This is a genomic window from Gordonia neofelifaecis NRRL B-59395 (assembly GCF_000192435.1).
Lineage (GTDB): Bacteria > Actinomycetota > Actinomycetes > Mycobacteriales > Mycobacteriaceae > Gordonia > Gordonia neofelifaecis.
On sequence record NZ_AEUD01000001.1, the window covers coordinates 353,583 to 370,631 of the forward strand.

The 17,049-nt window shown below is 64.9% G+C and carries 14 protein-coding genes and 1 pseudogene; 10 read left to right on the top strand and 5 right to left on the bottom strand.

The features are described from left to right. The first annotated feature begins 75 nt into the window (after positions 1–75). Complete coding sequence (locus SCNU_RS01820; RefSeq protein ID WP_009677640.1) at positions 76–285, top strand: CsbD family protein; 210 nt, start codon at positions 76–78, stop codon at positions 283–285. 60 nt (positions 286–345) lie between these two features. Here SCNU_RS01820 and SCNU_RS01825 read toward each other — a convergent pair whose 3' ends face one another. After that, complete coding sequence (locus SCNU_RS01825; protein WP_009677641.1) at positions 346–966, bottom strand: TM7S3/TM198-like domain-containing protein; 621 nt, start codon at positions 964–966, stop codon at positions 346–348. Between the two features lie 79 nt (positions 967–1,045). Between SCNU_RS01825 and SCNU_RS01830 the strand changes: the two genes are divergently transcribed. Beyond that, a complete protein-coding gene (locus SCNU_RS01830) occupies positions 1,046–2,095 on the top strand; it encodes a lipoate-protein ligase LplAB (protein WP_009677642.1) in 1,050 nt (349 codons plus the stop codon). A gap of 81 nt (positions 2,096–2,176) precedes the next feature. Further along, a complete protein-coding gene (locus SCNU_RS01835) occupies positions 2,177–2,365 on the top strand; it encodes a hypothetical protein (protein WP_009677643.1) in 189 nt (62 codons plus the stop codon). A 243-nt stretch (positions 2,366–2,608) separates the two neighbouring features. Here the strand turns inward: SCNU_RS01835 and SCNU_RS01840 are convergent, their stop codons facing one another. After that, positions 2,609–3,556, bottom strand: coding sequence for a hypothetical protein (locus SCNU_RS01840; RefSeq protein WP_139025699.1), 948 nt, complete (start codon positions 3,554–3,556; stop codon positions 2,609–2,611). 75 nt (positions 3,557–3,631) lie between these two features. Here SCNU_RS01840 and SCNU_RS01845 point away from each other — a divergent pair, with 75 nt between their 5' ends. Both SCNU_RS01845 and SCNU_RS01850 read left to right on the top strand, forming a co-directional pair. Then, positions 3,632–4,786, top strand: coding sequence for a sensor histidine kinase (locus SCNU_RS01845; RefSeq protein WP_009677645.1), 1,155 nt, complete (start codon positions 3,632–3,634; stop codon positions 4,784–4,786). Next, positions 4,783–5,456: pseudogene (locus SCNU_RS01850) on the top strand (response regulator transcription factor). The gene SCNU_RS01845 and the pseudogene SCNU_RS01850 overlap by 4 nt, the downstream one beginning before the upstream one ends. Here the strand turns inward: SCNU_RS01850 and SCNU_RS01855 are convergent. The 3 genes from SCNU_RS01855 to SCNU_RS01865 all read right to left on the bottom strand — a co-directional run bounded on the left by SCNU_RS01855 (position 5,450) and on the right by SCNU_RS01865 (position 10,323). After that, a complete protein-coding gene (locus SCNU_RS01855; RefSeq protein WP_009677646.1) occupies positions 5,450–7,024 on the bottom strand; it encodes a multicopper oxidase family protein in 1,575 nt (524 codons plus the stop codon). The pseudogene SCNU_RS01850 and the gene SCNU_RS01855 overlap by 7 nt on opposite strands. Before the next feature lie 442 nt (positions 7,025–7,466). Then, positions 7,467–8,240 (bottom strand): HNH endonuclease, encoded by a 774-nt coding sequence (locus tag SCNU_RS19930; RefSeq protein WP_009677647.1) that lies wholly within the window; start codon positions 8,238–8,240, stop codon positions 7,467–7,469. A gap of 202 nt (positions 8,241–8,442) precedes the next feature. Then, entirely contained in the window at positions 8,443–10,323 is a 1,881-nt protein-coding gene (locus SCNU_RS01865; protein WP_040517328.1) for a DUF2075 domain-containing protein, read from the bottom strand. Between the two features lie 308 nt (positions 10,324–10,631). Here SCNU_RS01865 and SCNU_RS01870 point away from each other — a divergent pair, with 308 nt between their 5' ends. From SCNU_RS01870 to SCNU_RS01890, 5 genes are all read left to right on the top strand, one after another. Continuing rightward, entirely contained in the window at positions 10,632–11,810 is a 1,179-nt protein-coding gene (locus SCNU_RS01870) for a hypothetical protein (protein WP_009677649.1), read from the top strand. Next, positions 11,807–12,388 carry a hypothetical protein gene (locus SCNU_RS01875; RefSeq protein ID WP_009677650.1) on the top strand — a complete coding sequence of 194 codons (582 nt, stop codon included), beginning with the start codon at positions 11,807–11,809 and terminating at the stop codon, positions 12,386–12,388. Before SCNU_RS01870 ends, SCNU_RS01875 begins: the two co-directional genes overlap by 4 nt. Then, the gene (locus SCNU_RS01880; protein WP_040517331.1) at positions 12,370–14,064 is read left to right on the top strand and encodes a DEAD/DEAH box helicase; all 1,695 of its coding nucleotides are present in this window, start codon (positions 12,370–12,372) and stop codon (positions 14,062–14,064) included. The genes SCNU_RS01875 and SCNU_RS01880 overlap by 19 nt, the downstream gene beginning before the upstream one ends. A gap of 85 nt (positions 14,065–14,149) precedes the next feature. Next, entirely contained in the window at positions 14,150–16,612 is a 2,463-nt protein-coding gene (locus SCNU_RS01885; protein WP_040517333.1) for an AAA family ATPase, read from the top strand. Further along, entirely contained in the window at positions 16,609–16,944 is a 336-nt protein-coding gene (locus tag SCNU_RS01890; RefSeq protein ID WP_009677653.1) for a hypothetical protein, read from the top strand. Before SCNU_RS01885 ends, SCNU_RS01890 begins: the two co-directional genes overlap by 4 nt. Positions 16,945–17,049 lie beyond the last annotated feature (105 nt).

Genomic DNA, 17,049 nt, shown 5'->3' on the forward strand with positions numbered 1-17,049 from the left:
GTCGAAATCGCCGTTCGAATGATGCACGGTAGAGCGAAGGAAGATGCAGATCCATCCGATACTCCAGGAGGACCGATGAGCTTTTCCGAGGACGCACAGAACAAGGCCGAAGACCTCAAGGGTCGGGCCAAGGAAGCCGCAGGAGCGGCGACCGATGACGATCAACTCCGCACCGAGGGGCAGGCCGATCAGGGCAAGGCCGCCGCAAAGGACAAGGTGGCCGACGTCGCCGAGAAGGTCAAAGAAGGCGTCGATGCCGTGAAGGACAAACTGACCGGGCACTGACCCGACGGAAACGGCGGCCCGTCCCTGTTCAGGGGCGGGCCGCCGTCGTCTGGAAGAGAGTCACCACTGCTGCTGCAGGTCGTCGCTCCGGCCGATGACCCGGGCCTGCACGACGATGCCGGCGATCACCAGAACGATGTACGTCGCGTACCACCACCAGTTGTGGCTGATGGTCGAGGTGACGCTGGCCTGCGAGAAGTCGTCGACCTCGATGGTCGACGTGAGGAGCATGAGCCCGCCGACGATCGCGGTGGAGCCGCCGAGGGCGCTCAGCACGACCAGCAGGAGTGCTGGCAGGTTCAGCATGATGGCCGCGATGGCGAGCAGGATGCCGACGACCACGCCGACGAGGATGATCACCCAGTTCCAGGTCACGCCCAGTGCGGCCATCAATGCGGTCCCGAGGACGAAGCCGATCGACGCCATCGCCAGCGTGACGGCGACGGCGTAGTAAAGGTAGGCCAGGAGCGCGAACAGGATGCCGACGGCGATGCCGACGATCCAGCCGAGCGCCGTCGAGAAGTACCCGTCGCCGGTGATCGCCGAGACGATCCCGGCCCCGAGGTTGAGGCCGACGAACGCGCCCCAGATGGCGATGACGACACGCATCGCCACTACGCCACGGAAGCAGAACAGAATGCCGATGATGATGGCGATGAAGCCGATCAGGATGCTGGACATGGATTGAGAATAGTGCGCTGATCGCGAGGGATCGGCCGGCTTCGCCTTCGGAGGATGAGGCGCCGATACCCTGGACCTCGTGCACGGCGAATACAAGGTCCCCGGCGGCAAGTTGGTAGTGGTCGACGTCGAAGTCGAAGATGGGAGCCTGTCGCAGGTCTCGCTGTCCGGCGACTTCTTTCTCGAACCCGACGAGGCGCTCGAGGTGATCACCGACGCCGTCACCGGCGCGTCGACCACACTCAATGCCGGTGCCCTCGGCGAGCTCATCACCTCGGCTCTGTCCGACGACGTGTCGATGGTCGGTTTCACGCCCGAGTCGGTCGGCATCGCGATCCGTCGCGCGCTCGGTCACGCGACGAGCTGGCACGACCACACCTTCGACGTGATCGAGCCTGTCGTCATGCCGCCCGCGATGCACGTCGCGCTCGACGAGGTGATCCTCCGTGAGGTCGCCTCCGGCGTCCGTCCGCCGACCCTGCGTTTCTGGGACTGGGACTCACCGTTGGTCGTGATCGGCTCGTTCCAGTCGGTCCGCAACGAGGTCGATGAGGAAGCAGCGTCGCGGCACGGCATCGGCGTCGTGCGCCGGATCTCCGGCGGCGGTGCGATGTTCATGGAGCCCGGCAACTGCATTACCTATTCACTGGTGGTGCCGACGTCGTTGGTCGACGGCCTCACCTTCGAGCAGTCGTACGAGTTCCTCGATCGGTGGGTGATGGGCGCGCTGGCCGACGTCGGCATCAACGCGCGGTACGTGCCGATCAACGACATCGTCTCGGACCACGGCAAGATCGGCGGCGCCGCCCAGAAACGAATCGTCGCCGGGGCAGTGCTGCATCACGTGACGATGTCGTACGACATCGACGCCGACAAGATGACCGAGGTGCTGCGGATCGGTCGGGAAAAGATCTCCGACAAGGGAATCACCAGCTCCGGCAAGCGAGTCGACCCGATGCGGTCGCAGACGGGGATGACGCGCGCCGACATCATCGAGGCGTTCATCCAGCATTTCCGTGCGCGGTACCCAACGCGCGTCGCCGGCTACACGGACGACGAGTTGTCTGCGGCGCGAACGCTGGTAGACGAGAAGTTCAGCAGCCGGGCGTGGACGTACCGGGTTCCGTAGGGCGGCGCCTGTTGGCTAATGGGGTTGCAGTGGTGGTGCCTTCCGCGAATACTCGATCTCTTCTGACGAGAGGAGAAAGCTATGCCCGATTCAGACGTCTTCGCAGTGGTGAAGGAGTACATCACGGCTGAGTATGGCGAACGTTGTGCAACGAGTGATCTAGACGAGTTCCCCGAGAATCGCGACAACCCCAACTGGATGCGATGCGCGGCTTGCGAGGCGTGGGAAGAGGTCGATCGCTTTGAACAGTGGTTGACGCGGGGAAGGTGACACGGCGATCTACAAACAGGTGGCTGATCGAGCAGTAGTCGGTGCACGGCCCTGACAAGGTTCGGAACGCCGTGCCTGTCCGTGAATTTCTGCTCAACTGCTTGTCGGACTGGTCCGCGGTCCGATCAGCCCTCGCTGGCCGCACCTTGAAGCTGAAACCATGACTGACTGGCGAGACGTCCTGCCACGGGCACCATGGCTCCGGATGAGTCCGCACTCGGCACGATTCGAGTCGTGCTGCCGTCACTCAGACGTCCGGCAGACCGCCTGCACCGGACCGCTATCGGTGATGATCACCGCCCCGTCGACTCGAATGCGACAGTGCTGCGAAGTCGACCCTCTCACGGCGATGTACATGTTCTTCGAACTCTCCGGAGTCGCGTTGATCGACGTTGAGTATCGGCCCACCGCGTTTGAGTAAGTCAGTGCGTACGTTTGCCATTCTCCGGGTGCGTAGGCGATCTGCACATCGGGTGTGTCGGCCTCGACAGTGAGGAGCACGTCTGAACGGGTGCTCGGCACTGGAGCCGGCGGCTGGTGATCGGTGGGCTCGGAGCGAGGGGTTTTGGTCAGTCGCGGGTGCTGGTCGGTGACGGTCGTCTCGGTTCCTACATCGGCTTGGGTCGGGGTCGACGAATCGCCCGATGAGGACGAATCGTCACCGAACGCGCCTTCGCAGGTGATCATCCAGCGGCCGTTCAATCGGACCCAGTGCTGCGTCTCGGTCTCACCAGCCGACTCTGTGATGACAGTGCCTTTGTCCTCGGACTCGTTCACCGAGACGATTCGACTCGGTGCAGACGGGGTGGCGGGATCATCCTCGGATCCGGCGAAGGCTTCGACGAAGGCGTTGATCATCGCTGCGCACGATGGCTCGGCCCAGTGTTCGACGAACTTCTTCTGCGCGATCGGCGACGATCCCGCAGCCTCGATGGCGTCGCCCTCCTTGTTCATTCGTTCTGCCGCGCTACGCAGCGACTCGGGCTTCGGCGCGAACAACTGCTCCACGGCGGACGGTCCGCTGCTACCGGAGTCCCGCTGTCCGAGCATGAGGCCGATCCCAGCCGCGAGTGCCAACACGAGGACCGCTGCGACGCCCGCGAGGACCCAGATGAGTCGCCGCGAGGGTCGCGCCGGCGCAGGCGGTGTCGCGAGGTCATCGCCGTCGGGAGTCGGGTTCGAATCTTCCATGGCGATGACCATATGCGACGCTTCGGACATTTGCGGTCGGCTTGTGTTCCGAGGCCGCACCTCTACGCTGAAACCGTGACCGACCAGCGAAACCTCCTGCGACGGGTGCCGTGGCTCCGGACGATTCCGCTGTTCCTCGTGCCGCTGCTGCTTGTCGCGAGCTACTTCCCGGGCGAGTATCAGGTCCCGGTGATCTATTGGGTGACCGGGATCGCTGCCGCCGCGGTGTTCCTGGTCGGCAACCGTGCGCCGCTCGCGGTGTCGGTCGTCCTGTCCGGCCTCGCGGCCGGGATGTTCGCCGAGCACGCATGGGGGCTGGCCGGTCTGGTGCCCTACCTCGGGGCGGTGGGGCTGGCGGAGGCGGCGATGCGAGTCGCCCAGCGTGGGGCCGTCGCCGTCGCGGCACTCGCGTGGACCGCCGCGGTCCTGGTCGGCCTCGCGACGGAGACCTACGCGACCTTCTGGCGTACGGCGACGTTGGTCGAAACCGTTGCGGCCGTGGGGCTGCCGCTGTTGCTGGGGCTGTACCTGCGATCGCAGCGCGAGCTGGCGGACAGCTACCGAACGCGGGCGGCGGAGGAGACGGCGCGGGCCCGGACCGAAGAACGGACCGCGTTGGCCCGTGAGCTGCACGACCTCGTCGCCCATCACATGGCCTCGATCGTGCTGCGAATCGGCGTGGCCAGGCACGTGGTCGCTGACGCCGATCCGCAGGTCCGCAGTGTACTCGACGACGTGCACGCCACCGCATCCGGCGCCTTGACCGACATCCGCCGACTGCTCGCCGCGCTGCGCGATCCCGACCTCGGCGAGGTCGCACTGGTGGAACCGGACGCGGTGGCCGCCGAGATCGTCGCCGCCGTCGACCGCACCCGGGCCGCCGGACTGACTGTCGACCTGACGCCGCTGCCCTCGCTCGACGGTCTCGACGCGATCGGGCGGCTGACGCTGTTGCGGGTGGTGCAGGAGTCGCTCACCAACGCGATGAAGCACGCCGACCCGGCAGGGCTGGTGATCGTCGCGTTGACCAGCGAGGGAGGGGTCGTCGTCGTGGACGTCGGCAGCACGCTCGCGTCCGACATCCGCCGCGATCGGGACCCGGGCCATGGACTCGTCGGCATGACCGAACGCACGGTGCTGGCCGGCGGCACGCTCGACGCGGGTCCCGACGGAGACCGCTGGCGCGTGCACGCACGACTGCCACTCGGAATAGAGGAGACGACGCCGTGATCCGAGTCCTGATCGCCGACGACCAGCGCCTGGTGCGCGCCGGCCTGGTGATGCTGTGCGAGTCCACCGACGACATCGAGGTCATCGGCGAAGCCGCCGATGGCGCGGAGGCGATCCGATTGTCCGCCGCGCTGGATCCAGACGTGATCCTGATGGACCTGCGGATGCCCGGACTCGACGGTGTCGCGGCGACCGAGCAGATCACCCGCCGCCGCGAGTCGCCGAAAGTGCTGGTGCTGACCACCTTCGACGACGAAGCACACCTCTACCCGGCGCTGGCGGCCGGTGCCGCGGGCTTCCTCGTCAAGGACACCGACCCCGCCGATCTGCTGTCGGCGGTGCGGCGGGGGGGCGCCTGCTGTCGGCGGTGCGGCGGGTCGTCGCCGGCGAGTTGCCGATCTCGCCGGACCTGCTGCGACGCGTCGTCGACCGCGCCGTCGACGATGCCGCGCAACCAGAGCCGCAGGACTGGGTCGCGCTCACTGATCGTGAGACGGACGTGCTGACGCTGGTGGGCGACGGGCTGGCGAATCCAGAGATCGCCGAGCGGCTGCATCTGGGCGTGTCGACGGTGAAGTCGCACGTCGCGGCGCTGATGGACAAGACCGGCTGCGACAACCGTGTACGCCTGGCGGTGTACGCGTATCGGCGGGCTCAGTCCGGTCAGTGACCGGAACCCGATCCGTGGTCCATGCCGGGCATCGCGTCAGGTCCGGACATCGGCATCGTCATCGGCGCGGGTCGCTGGCCGGGTGCGAGGACGAGGAACTGGCCCATCATGCCCTGGTCCTCGTGGAGCATCAGGTGGCAGTGGTACATATACGGGAACGTCGGGTCGGTGTAGTCGGAGAAGCGCAGGATCAGCCGGATTGTGCTACCGGGCGGGACGTAGACCGTGTCCTTCCAGCCGGACAGGTGCGCCGGCGGTCGCCGCCCGTCGACGTCGACGATTTGGAACTGGGTGTCGTGCACGTGGAAGTTGTGCGGCCAGTTGTCGCGGTTGCGGACCGTCCAGAGTTCGGTGGTGTCGACGCGTGAGGTGTGGTCGATCCTGTTCATGTCCATCCGCTGGCGGTTGATCATGTACCACTGCAGGTCGAAGCGGCGGCGGACTGCGGCGGTCGCCGGATTGAGCTGCGAGATCGTCGCGAGTGACGTCGGCAGGGCGGGTGCTGGTGTGCGCGTTTCGGCCGGACGGAGTTCGAGGATGTCGAAGGAGTCGTCGAGCCCGAACTGCGCCGCGTCGTCGTTGCCGATTCCCTGCGGGTCGTCGAAGGGGAAGGCGCGCAACCGAACCGGCGACTGGCCGACGGACACGACGATCTCGGCGCGTTCGCCGGGGCTGAGCGCCAGACGGGTGAGCGAGACCGGTCGGGGCAGGAGGCCGCCGTCGCTGGCGATCATCGAGAAGGCGCTGCCGTCGGCCAGGCCGAAGTTGTACATCCGGCCGCCGGATCCGTTGAGGATGCGCAGCCGGACGCGCGGGCCGGCGACGTCGAAGTACGTTCCGGCGATGCCGTTGGTGATGATCGTGTCGCCGAGGAGGCCGATGTCGCTGGGGCTGGATTCGTCGAGCGCGCCCGACGCGGTGAAGCGGCGGTCCTGGACGATCAGCGGGATGTCGTCGACGCCGTAGTCGTGGGGGAGTGCGGCGGTGGTCGTCTGGTCGTCGTCGACGAGGAACATGCCGGCGAGTCCACGGTAGGCGTGCTTCTCGGTGGAGCCGTGCGGGTGCGGGTGGTACCAGAGCGTTGCCCCGGGCTGGTTGACCGTCCACTCGGGCTTCCACGTGCCGCCCGGCGCGATGGTCTGGTGCGGTCCGCCGTCGTGACGCGCGGGGACGTGCATGCCGTGCCAATGGACCGTCGTCGGCTCGGGGAGACGGTTCGTGATGGTGAAGCCGACCTTCTCGCCGCGTCGGGCACGGATGGTCGGACCGAGGATAGAGCCGTTGAATCCCCAAGTCGGCGTGCGCTTTCCGGGGATCATCTCGGTGGTTCCAGAGGCGGCGGTCAGGGTGAAGCGGCGGGTGCCGGTGGCGTCGACGGTCGACGGGGCGAGGGGTGGGATGGGGAGGGGGCGGAGGGTGTCTGGTGCGGCGCCGGCTGTCGTGCGTGGGGAGCAACCGACTGTCGCGATGACGGGGACGGCGGCGAGACCGGTAAGGAAGGTACGGCGGGAGAGCGTCGATCGGTGTCGGATCGGGCGCGGATCGGTGGTGGTGAACAGGCGGGGCACGGGTCTCCTGCGGGCCGAGGTCGGTGGGATCGGAGAGGAGTCTGCTCGGCTGGGGCGGTCGTAGGGAGGGCCTGCGGGGTGGAGATTCGGGTGGGAAATGCGGCCGGTGGGGGCTTGTGGAGTGGGTGGGGGATGGGGTAGGCACGTTCCCGAGACCAGAAGGCTCGACATTGAGAACAAGCGCCTACGGGAGGACGTCGTCATCTTGAGGTCGGCGCCTGCTTCGTAGGGGTGCTCAGCCCGGAAATCGATGACCGTGGGATCCGTAGATTTCTTGCGCGACAATGGGGTTCGCCATCAATTCGATCTGTCGGGTGTTCACGTGGCAGTGCCAGACGATCGCGGCGCGCACCTTTAAGGCCTGGCGTATTGCATGTCCGGCCATACGCCACCCTCAAACGAGAGTTGCACCCGTAAAGGCGCCAAGACTTGGGTGATCCATTCACGGGCCGACTCGCGTCGATTCCTTCTCGAAGAACTTCGCGCGGTGGCGCGCCAATGCACCATCATCCGGTTTGTACTCGTCTGCCGCGGGCATTGAGATCGACTTTCCGACAAACTCGGCGTATTCGGTGCCGTGGAGGCTGATTGAGGCGCAGACGGTGTAATCGGCGTCGATGGTGATCAAGAAGCTGTCAAATAGGGTGTGGACGTCCGAGCGAAGGAGGAGTCCGTTCGGCACCTTGTTCGTGTGTGGGCCGCGGTGCGGATCGATGTGCGCTGCCTCGAGAACCGGGACCGCTGTCGTACCCGTTATCGCGCATCGTGAACGGTAGGCGGACAGCAGTCGTCTACGGAACTCCGGTTGGCCTTGGCGGGTCTTGATCGCGCGAAGCGAAGTGGTCCGCAGGTCCTCGCCGGGTCGTGGGTCGTATGTGTCGGCGGCCTGGACCTCATCGTCGTCGAAGCGTGCGGTGAAGAGTCCCTGAATGTAGGCTTCCGCGGCGCTGTCTACGATCTCGAACGGAGCGAGGTTCGGTCCTTGGCTGATGTTTGTTGCAGCTTTCGTGACCTTCCAGCGTTGGATCGCTGACAGCTCATCCTTGACGACGAATTCGAAGCGCCGTTTGTACTCGTGCTCGTCGTCGGCATCCCAAGGCCCTCGCGGCATCGAGTCGTCCAGGTCTACAGCATCACTGGTAGCTTCGACCCATCCGACGAGTTGGTCGCGTCCGGCCTGCCAGAAGTAGACGTTGTCGCCGGTCTGGATATCCACTCTCTTCGTGGTATCCCAGAATCCGTGGGTGACTGCCTTATTCCAATGGTGGGGTCGATTCTTGCCGATCAACATGATCCAGCCAGTCATTCAGGTACATGCGCCAATCCGGTATCGCTCCGGGTGGAGGCATGTCCTGTGCGGAAGCCTGTCGGGCCGTGCTCGTTTCGTTCGTCGGTGTTCAGTTGTCGGGGTCGTGCGGTCACTCAGGCGCGGGGATCAGCGAGCGCAGTGCCTCTCGGGTCTCCGGATCTGTCGAGTAGATGACCGTTCCGACCATTCCTCGGGTGAGCAGCACCTTGTAGACGTGCCGGAGTAGCAGGTCGAAGCGGAGGTCGGAGACCTTCGTCCGATTGCGAAAGTCCGGATCTTTGTTGGCGCCGCGGACCGTGACGAATCGGCCGTCGCGCCAGACGAGGTCGGGACCGAGGATGACGCCGCTCCAGTCGTACTCGAACCCCTGCGCGGTGTAGACGCACCCGACCTGGCCGAAGCCGCCGTCCTGGGTCGCCCACAGGGCGGCGGGCGGCGCGTCACCCAGTCGCCGGTTGACGGGGGAGTTCCACGGACGATGCCAGTCGCCGATCTGGACATCGGGGACGAGCTGACCGTCTGGCGTCGGCTTCGACCACGGCCAGCAGTAACCTGCGGCCATGCGCGCTGAGTAGCCGTCGTCGAGCTTCGTCTGAAGTCGGCGTTCGAGGTCCCACGGGCTGTCGACCACTTCGACCTGAAACTGTGGGTCTGGACTCCATGGGTTGGGTGCCGCCGGACCGGCGAGGCCGAGCAATCGTTGGACCCAACGGACGTACTCTTCGCTACCGCCACAGCGGAACTGTGATTCCAACGGAATGTGGACGACCTCGAGTCCCAGAGACTTCGCATAGGCGGTGATCTGCTCCAGCGATCCCATCTCTCCTGGGCGGACCACTTGGTGCTCGTCGAGTAGGAACACCGGTACCCGGGCCGCGGAGATCAACTCGTCGACCTGCGGCCGCCCGGTGCGGAGTTCGGCCTTGGTGTATCGGTCGACAGACGTTTCGCGTACACGGTGCGCCTCGTCCATGATCAGCACGTCCAGGCCGTTGGTTTCCGCGGTCATGAAACTGTTGAAATAGGCGAACATCTTCTGAACGCGCGGTGCTCGATAGCCAGCGACCTTCCGCAGGGTCTGGGTGAATGATCGGGACCCCGTCGCATGCAGGACGGACCTGCCCTGCCGTGCGATCTCGCCGAGTAGCTCCAAGGCGATCACGCTCTTACCGCTGCCGGGACCGCCCGTCACGACGATGACGCGTTTCGAGTTGGACCTCCGTGACTGCTCGACTTGATGCAGCACCAGGTCAACAGCGAGTTGCTGGTTGCCCAGCAACTGGAACTGCGAGCGGTGCTTGACCTCGTCGGCCGCAACCTTCAGCAGCTGGCGAGAAGGGGCGACGTGCGAGTTGAGCAGAAGATCGGCAGAGGTCTTGCCTGCGACCCCGGCAGCGAGTCGAGTCCGGAGGAAGTCGTGGAATCGTCCGCGTTCGGCAGCAGTGAACAGCTGCCCACGAGTACTGACCGGGACGCCGCGGAGGTCGGCGACGAGCGAGGGATCGGTGGCATTGTGCAGGTACGCGACGCCGGCGAGCGAGTCCGGTTGATCCTCAAGGACGCGCGCGAAGTCGGCGAGGTAGTCGCAGTAACCGCGCACCTGATTGATCGGATTCAGCTTCGGGCCGCCGGGCATGCCGGGTACGTCGACGAGTTCGCTGCTGTCCTCGAAGGCGTACGCGGCCGTCCACTGCTTGAGCTCGACAACGACGTACGACGGCGCGCCGGTCTCCGGGTGAACTCCCGCTAACACCACATCGGCGCGCTGTGACGTCAGTGGCATGTGGTACTCGATGAGCATTTCGACGTCTGCGAGGCCGGCGTCGCGAAGGTCGTCGGCGAGCGTGGGAAGGCTGCGACGCCAAGAATTCTGCTCGCGCGGGCCTGCCCTACGTCCGGTGGCGAAGACCATTTGCTCCAACAACTGCTCCACCAGCGAATCAGGTTGAGAGAAGCGCACGTCAGTGGCGGTGGTGCGAAGCAGCGTCACAGATAAGTCCCCAGGGCAGCACGAAACATCGTGCGGGTGGGGACATATCAGGCGGTGCGGTGCACCAGAAGTCCGTCGGGCCGCTTTTGGTCAGGTTAGCGGATGTGCGATGGGTCCGGAACGACCCGCGGTGGCGGTGAGTCTCGTTGACTGGTCGATTGTGCGTCGAACAGTGCGGCAGGCGCGTCAGGAAGAAGTTATTCACCCAAATTGTCAGAGTAGCGTGCGACACTTCGTTCGAACTTCCTGGCGGACCTGCACCAACGGTGGAATCGCCTGGAGCTGAGCGATTCTGGTGGAGGTGCTAAGTGGCTGCGGTGCTCGAACGCCTGCTGTGGATCTGGGGCGATGACGGCAAGTTCGTGATCGACGACCGGCACCTGTGGCTGCTCCGAGAAGGCGGTGGCGCGGACCGGGATTCGGCCCTGCGTCTCATGATTGCGCAGATCGACTCCTTTGCGGTCGCGGAAACGGCTGACCGTCGATATCGCGTTCGACCTGTGCTGACCTCGTTGGCGAAAAAGCCCGGCGCGGAACTGGTGCAGAATTCGGCTCGAGACGCGATTGAGATGCCATACGAGGAGTACTGGCGGTTGTGTGAATGGGCCAGAAGCAGGGGCCTGCAGATCAAGAATCCGTCGAAGGACCAGCGGAACGCGTCGATCAGGAGATCTGTTGACCCGCCGACGTCGACCGTTGTCGTGCCGAGGCCTGCGCGGCCGACGCCGCGTGAATTCGTCGATGTGCTCGACCGTTCGTGCGGAATCGCGACCGTGGGGGAACTGGTCGCCGCCCTGGGCACGCGTCTTGAGGCGTGGGGCGTCGACTCGAAGGATGACGCAGCGGTGGTCGAGGCGTTCGCTGCCGTCTCGGCCAGTACTGAAGTGCGAGGGCGGCTCGTCGTGGTGCGGCGTCAGGAAGGCAAGCAGAAGGGGCGCCATCGCAAGATGATGAAGGTCTTAGCCGCCATTGACGCGCACGGACGAACGGGCGACCCGATCATGCTCCGGGAACAACTGAAAGAGCTTCGCCGGTTTGCCGCCGGCAGTCGATTCCGAGCGTTGTGCGACGCGCTCGGTCTGGCACGGTCGGAGTCAGTCCACACGGAAGGCCGCAGTCGACCGCGGTCGGATCACGTTCGGAGCAGTGGGAAGGGAGTCTTGCCAGAACTTCCTGACAGCCGTGCTGAATCGCGTCGACTGCTGGCTATGGCGCGGGACTGGCCGGTGTCCATGGGCAGCATCGTCAGGGTGAGCCTCGATGCCGGTGAGCAGCGAATCAATGGCGTCTGCGACACGTCGACCGGACGCACTCGGATCACGAGCGGGGCTTTGGACGGTCGGAACTTTCTTGATCCGACTTCGGCTGCGATCGCGGCTGTGGGGCAGAGTCGCCCCGGCACGGAGCTGCCGACCGACGGTTGGGCAGTCTGGGTCGCGAACGGACGCACGTTGGCAGAACTGGTCGGGGAGAGGGCGACGCGGTGACGGCGCAGAGTGTGCGAGTCGTTCGGCGGCCAGCGCCGGACGGTATCGCTGATTCAGAACTCGTTGTACCAACAGGCTGGGTCGAGGTTCCGGCTGTCGAGGTTCCGGACGGTGGGCAGGAACTACTCGATCGTGTCTCGATCTGCCGAAAACGGGGCGTCGCCGAACTCCTCGACATCGCCGACGCGCTCAACCTCGACGCGGGGCTGGTCCGCTATGCGCTGACCGTGCTCAGCCCGCTCGTCGAAGTGGTCCCGATTCTTCCAGATTCAGACACGGTGCAATCCGATGGTGCCGACTCCGAGTCGACCGTTGTGATTCCGCAGGATCCGGCTGTGAGCCGTGCTCTGAAGTCGGCCGCCGAACTCGCTGCCGCGCTGCCGACGGCACGGATCGAGACCGCGAGACTGCTGTTCAAGGTCGCCGCTGCAACTCGGCCACTGACTGTCGAGCGCGCGAAAGCGATCACACGGTTGGGCGGCGATGACTTCGAGGACATACTCGATGACTTGGTTGTGTCCGGTGATCTGATTCTGACCGCAGAGGAAGGACCACGCGCATGGACCCGAATCAAGTGACGTTCGACAAGATCGAACTTCGGGACTGGCAGCGCGAGGCGCTTGATTCCTGGATCGGCACTGGGCGTCGGGCAATTGTTGAGGCGGTGACAGGATCCGGTAAGACGACCCTCGGTTTGGCTGCGGCCGCCGACGCGTTGAGCAGAGGAGTCCGAGTACTGGTCATCGTGCCGGGAACACCGCTCGTTGAGCAGTGGTATAGGGCAGTACGCACCGCGCTCGGGCCGATCCGGATTGGCCGATCAGGCGACGGTTTTCATGATGAGTTGGGCGACGTCGACGTTCTGATCACAACAGTTCAGTCGGGATATCGCGATACGTTCGCAGTTCCCGACTGTCAGATTCTGTGTATTGCCGACGAGGTTCATCGGTATGGGTCGGAGAGCTTCTCTCGGGCATTGAGGGACTCGTTCACCGAGAGGTTGGGCCTCACTGCGACCCTTGAGCGATCGGACGACGGCGTAGAGGAGAAGCTCCTGCCGTTCTTCGGCGAATCCATCGTCGGCTGCGATTATCGGCGTGCCCGAGCGGACAAGATCATCGCACCGATTCGGGTGATGACCGTCGCGGTTCAATTCTCGGCACTCGAGTTCAATAGGAATCAACGACTCGAGGACGAACTCAGACGCGAACGCCGGAGCCTGATCGACAACTACGGGTGCAGCGAGTCGTCGTTCGGGGTGTTCTTTCGACAAGTGCAGGATCTCGCCAAGAACGGCGATTTCCGGGCAGCCAGGACAGCGGGCCGGTACTTGCACGCGTTCTCTGCACGACGTGAACTGCTCGCTACGTGTCGGGCGAAGCTGAAGGCCATTGAGAAGCTCGGTGCGGTCCTCGCCGGCGCAGGCAAGACACTGGTGTTCTCCGAGACGAAGGAGTCGGCGCGAGGGTGCGCCGACGCGCTGGCGAGCGCTGGCGTCTATGCCGAGTCGATGTCGAGTGACGACGTCGGCGCCGAGCGAACCAGGCTGCTCCGGCAGTTCGATGAAGGGCGAATCACCGCACTCGCGGCACCGCGAATCCTCGACGAGGGAATCGACGTTCCGGAAGCGGATGTCGGAATCATCGCTGCAGCGAGTTCATCCCGTCGACAGATGGTGCAGCGGATCGGCCGAGTGATCCGGGTGAAACCGGATGGACGACCCGCATCATTCGTCATTCTGTACATGCAGAGCAGCATTGAGGACCCGGCCAGAGGGGCGCACGAGTCGTTCCTCGAGCAACTGCTGGAGATTGCGGACGAGAAACTCGACGTACCGGCCGACGGCGCTGCGGTGCAGCTTGCGAACTGGCTGGGGCAGTCGATGGAGACGGTGGAATCGGCACGAAGCATGCCGCGACTCCACGCCCTCAGCGCTGTCGTGAACGGCAAGGACGTTATCGATCCGGTTCGCGCTGGCTCTGTAACTAACGTACTTCTCCATGAGGCGATCAGGGCGGATCCAGATCGATTCGATCTGCTGCTGTCATGCCTGGCGATTCTCTCGCCGCAGCAGATCCGGGTCATCGTCACGAGATTCGGCCTCGGCGGCGGGCCTCGGCGTTCGGTCCGTGAAACCGCTCAACTTCTGAGGATCGGCGCGCGCGACGTTGTCCGGGTAGAAGACGAGTCACTCGGTCGCCTCGAGGGTCAGGACGTGCTGCCGATCATACAATTGCTGTGCGGTGAAGCCTGATTGCGTGATCGACGATGCGACCGCTCGTCACAGCCCTATGCCAAGGTGAGGGTAATGAACCTCATGACACCGGACGGAGGCCACAATGTCTGGCGGGATCGGCGCACGGACTACAGAAGAAGAAGTTTGGGACCTCTTCGAGCAGACCGATACCCAGGATGAAGTGGCGTTCATCGTCGCCGCAGCGATGAAGGGTGACGCTGAGCTGGCGACTCAACTCGGTGATTCCGCGGCCCAGCAACCGAAGCCGCACCCCGGTGGCGAGCTGCGTGCCGATCCAGTCAAAGCCTACGTACGGAGCATCGCCGTTGAGGGTTTCCGCGGAATCGGTGCCAGGGCGACACTGAACGTGAGCCCGCGCCCGGGCATCACGGTGGTGAGCGGGCGAAACGGGTCGGGCAAGTCGAGCTTCGCAGAGGCGCTCGAGTTCGCCATCACAGGTAAGAGCTACCGATGGTCGAAGGACAAGAAGGCGGCGTTCTGGAAAGACTCGTGGCGGAACAAGCACCACGGGCATCCATGCACCATCTCGCTCAACTTCGTGGGTGAGCCCGACGACTTGGACCACGATTCGTTCGCCGTCCAGGTCGGCGTCAAGTGGGCCGCCGATGAGAAGGACGTCGAAGCGGCAACGTTCTGGGCCAAACTCGGAGACGGTGCCAAGACCGACCTCGACGCGTTGGGATGGACGAGGCCGGCCGAGATCTATCGGCCGATTCTCAGTTACGACGAGGTCGGCGGATTGTTCGAGGACGGCCGGTCCGCGCTGTACGACGCACTCAACAAGATCCTCGGACTCGACGAGATCGGCGACGCGGAGAAGCGGATCAATGCAGAGTGCAGGGCCGCAGGCGAGGATCGCAAGGCCGCCGACGCTTCGTTGCGCCTCTTGAAGAAGTCGTTGGCGGCGTGCGACGATCCGCGTGCTGCGGCGGTGCTTGCCGAGGTCAAGCGTCGCCCGTACGACCTGGAGGTCGTGTCGGCGGCGATTGCGGGCAGCAGTTCACCGCAGACCATGGTCATCCATGCGTTGCGGGCCTTCGCCGAGCAGCCCAGGGTGACGCTCGATGACGTTGTCGGGCGCACTGCCGAGCTGCGGTCAGCTCACGCGGCGGTGGTCGGAGGGACTGCCCGGGTTCTGGAACTACTGGCCGAGAAGGCCGACTTGCTGCGTTCCGCGCGTGCCTACGTGGCGGCGGCAGAAGCGGACGACTGTCCGGTCTGCGATCGTCCCCTTCCGGAAGGGTGGGATGACCGCGCAACGACAACGCTCCACGAGTCGGATGCCCGGCTCGGTGAGCATCGCACAGCGCTGGCCCGACTCGTATCCGCGAAAGACGACGCGGAGTCGATTCTCGGCGGACTCGCGACGATGGACGTGAGCGGGATCGAGCTCGAATCGCATGACGCCTATCAGACGGCGGTCGCCGCAGCGCGCGCTCTGCCCGACGATTCCGCAGAGTGGGCTTCGCATCTCGATGCGAGGATGCCCGAGGTGATCGACGCCGCGGAAACGCTTGCGGCGGAATCGAGGCAGCGTGCCGACGAGCTGGAGGACGCGTGGTCGCCGGTCGCCGTCGAGGTCGCAGCCTGGATGCGGGCGGAAAAGACAGCACGAGAGAAGCAGGGACGACTCGATCGTTTGACCGCGGCCAAGGACTGGCTGCGCGATCAAGGCGAGGTTCTCAGGGAGCGACGACTGGAGCCGATCGAGTCAGCCGCGCGAGACATCTGGGCGCTGCTCCGGCAGGAGAGTGGCGTCGACCTCGGCAGCATCGCGCTCGAAGGCTCCGGGACCTCGACTCAACGGCACGTGAGCGTGCGCGGGGCCGTGGACGGCGAGGAAACCGGCGTGCTCTCGGTGATGAGTCAGGGGGAGCTGCACGCGCTGGCTCTCGCGCTGTTCATCCCGCGTGCGACAGTCGGTGCGAGCCCGTTCGGGTTCCTCGCGCTCGACGATCCGATCCAGGCGATGGACCCGGCGAAGATCGACGGCTTCCTCACTGTCTTGGAAGAGCTGTCGAAAACCCGGCAGGTGATCGTGTTCTCGCACGACGACCGGCTGCCTGCCGCCATCCGCAGGATGTCGGTGGAAGCAGATTTGATCGAGGTGAGCCGCGAACCTGGATCGCGGGTCATCGCGAAGCGCGCCGAGTCGCCGGCTCACCGGTACGTCGACGACGCGTTCGCGCTCATCGTCGATGACGGGGTCACCGATCTGGTGAAGGCGCGGGCGGCACCGGGACTGTTCCGCCTCGCGGTGGAAGCTGCGGCCCGGCAACGATTCTTCACTGAGTCGATGAAGGAGGGGAACGCCATCGGTACGGCGGAGAAGCGGTGGTCGGACGTGCGAAACACGGGCCCGTCGGTGGCGCTGGCGGTGTATGGCGATCAGAAGAGGCCGCTGGGCAGTTGGGTGAATCATCGGCAGTACCGCAACGCGACGCTCAGGGTCTGTACCAAGGGTGTTCACAACGGTCAGATCCTCGATCGCGGATCGGTCAGAGACTTGCGCAATACGGTGGACGACATTCTGGACGGTCGATGAACACGGCGGCGCTCGCGCTCCTCGGCCATGCGTCCGCGCTGCTCTCCGGGGGCGTCACCGTTGAGTCGGGCAACTCCGCGCGCCTCGCGGCGTTCCTCGCGCGGCAGGCAGCCGAGATCTTGATCGATCAACGGTGCGAGGAACTCGGCGCACCGTGCCCGAACGGAACGATGCGGTCGAAGATATCGATCCTCAAGTCGCTTGATCGGCACGGTCCCGGCACCAACCTGATCTACGCCTGGCATCGACTGAGCGAGTGTTGCCACCACCACTCATACGAGCTGCCGCCGACCGTGTCCGAGGTGCGTGCGCTGTGCGCAGCGCTCGTGTGACGCGACGGCGGTGAGCTGATGAACGTGGACTGAGTCGGTCGAAACGGCGATGACGAGTTCTCTTTGTGCAACGTCTTCCTGTGGCAGAAGATTCGCACAGGCTGT

What these genes read in the sequence shown, in the direction of transcription:
- SCNU_RS01880 (WP_040517331.1), top strand. Translation starts at nt 12,370, where the DNA reads ATGGACCCGAATCAAGTGACGTTCGACAAGATCGAACTTCGGGACTGG.
- SCNU_RS01825 (WP_009677641.1), bottom strand. Translation starts at nt 966, where the DNA reads ATGTCCAGCATCCTGATCGGCTTCATCGCCATCATCATCGGCATTCTG.
- SCNU_RS01840 (WP_139025699.1), bottom strand. Translation starts at nt 3,556, where the DNA reads ATGGAAGATTCGAACCCGACTCCCGACGGCGATGACCTCGCGACACCG.
- SCNU_RS01820 (WP_009677640.1), top strand. Translation starts at nt 76, where the DNA reads ATGAGCTTTTCCGAGGACGCACAGAACAAGGCCGAAGACCTCAAGGGT.
- SCNU_RS01835 (WP_009677643.1), top strand. Translation starts at nt 2,177, where the DNA reads ATGCCCGATTCAGACGTCTTCGCAGTGGTGAAGGAGTACATCACGGCT.
- SCNU_RS01890 (WP_009677653.1), top strand. Translation starts at nt 16,609, where the DNA reads ATGAACACGGCGGCGCTCGCGCTCCTCGGCCATGCGTCCGCGCTGCTC.
- SCNU_RS01885 (WP_040517333.1), top strand. Translation starts at nt 14,150, where the DNA reads ATGTCTGGCGGGATCGGCGCACGGACTACAGAAGAAGAAGTTTGGGAC.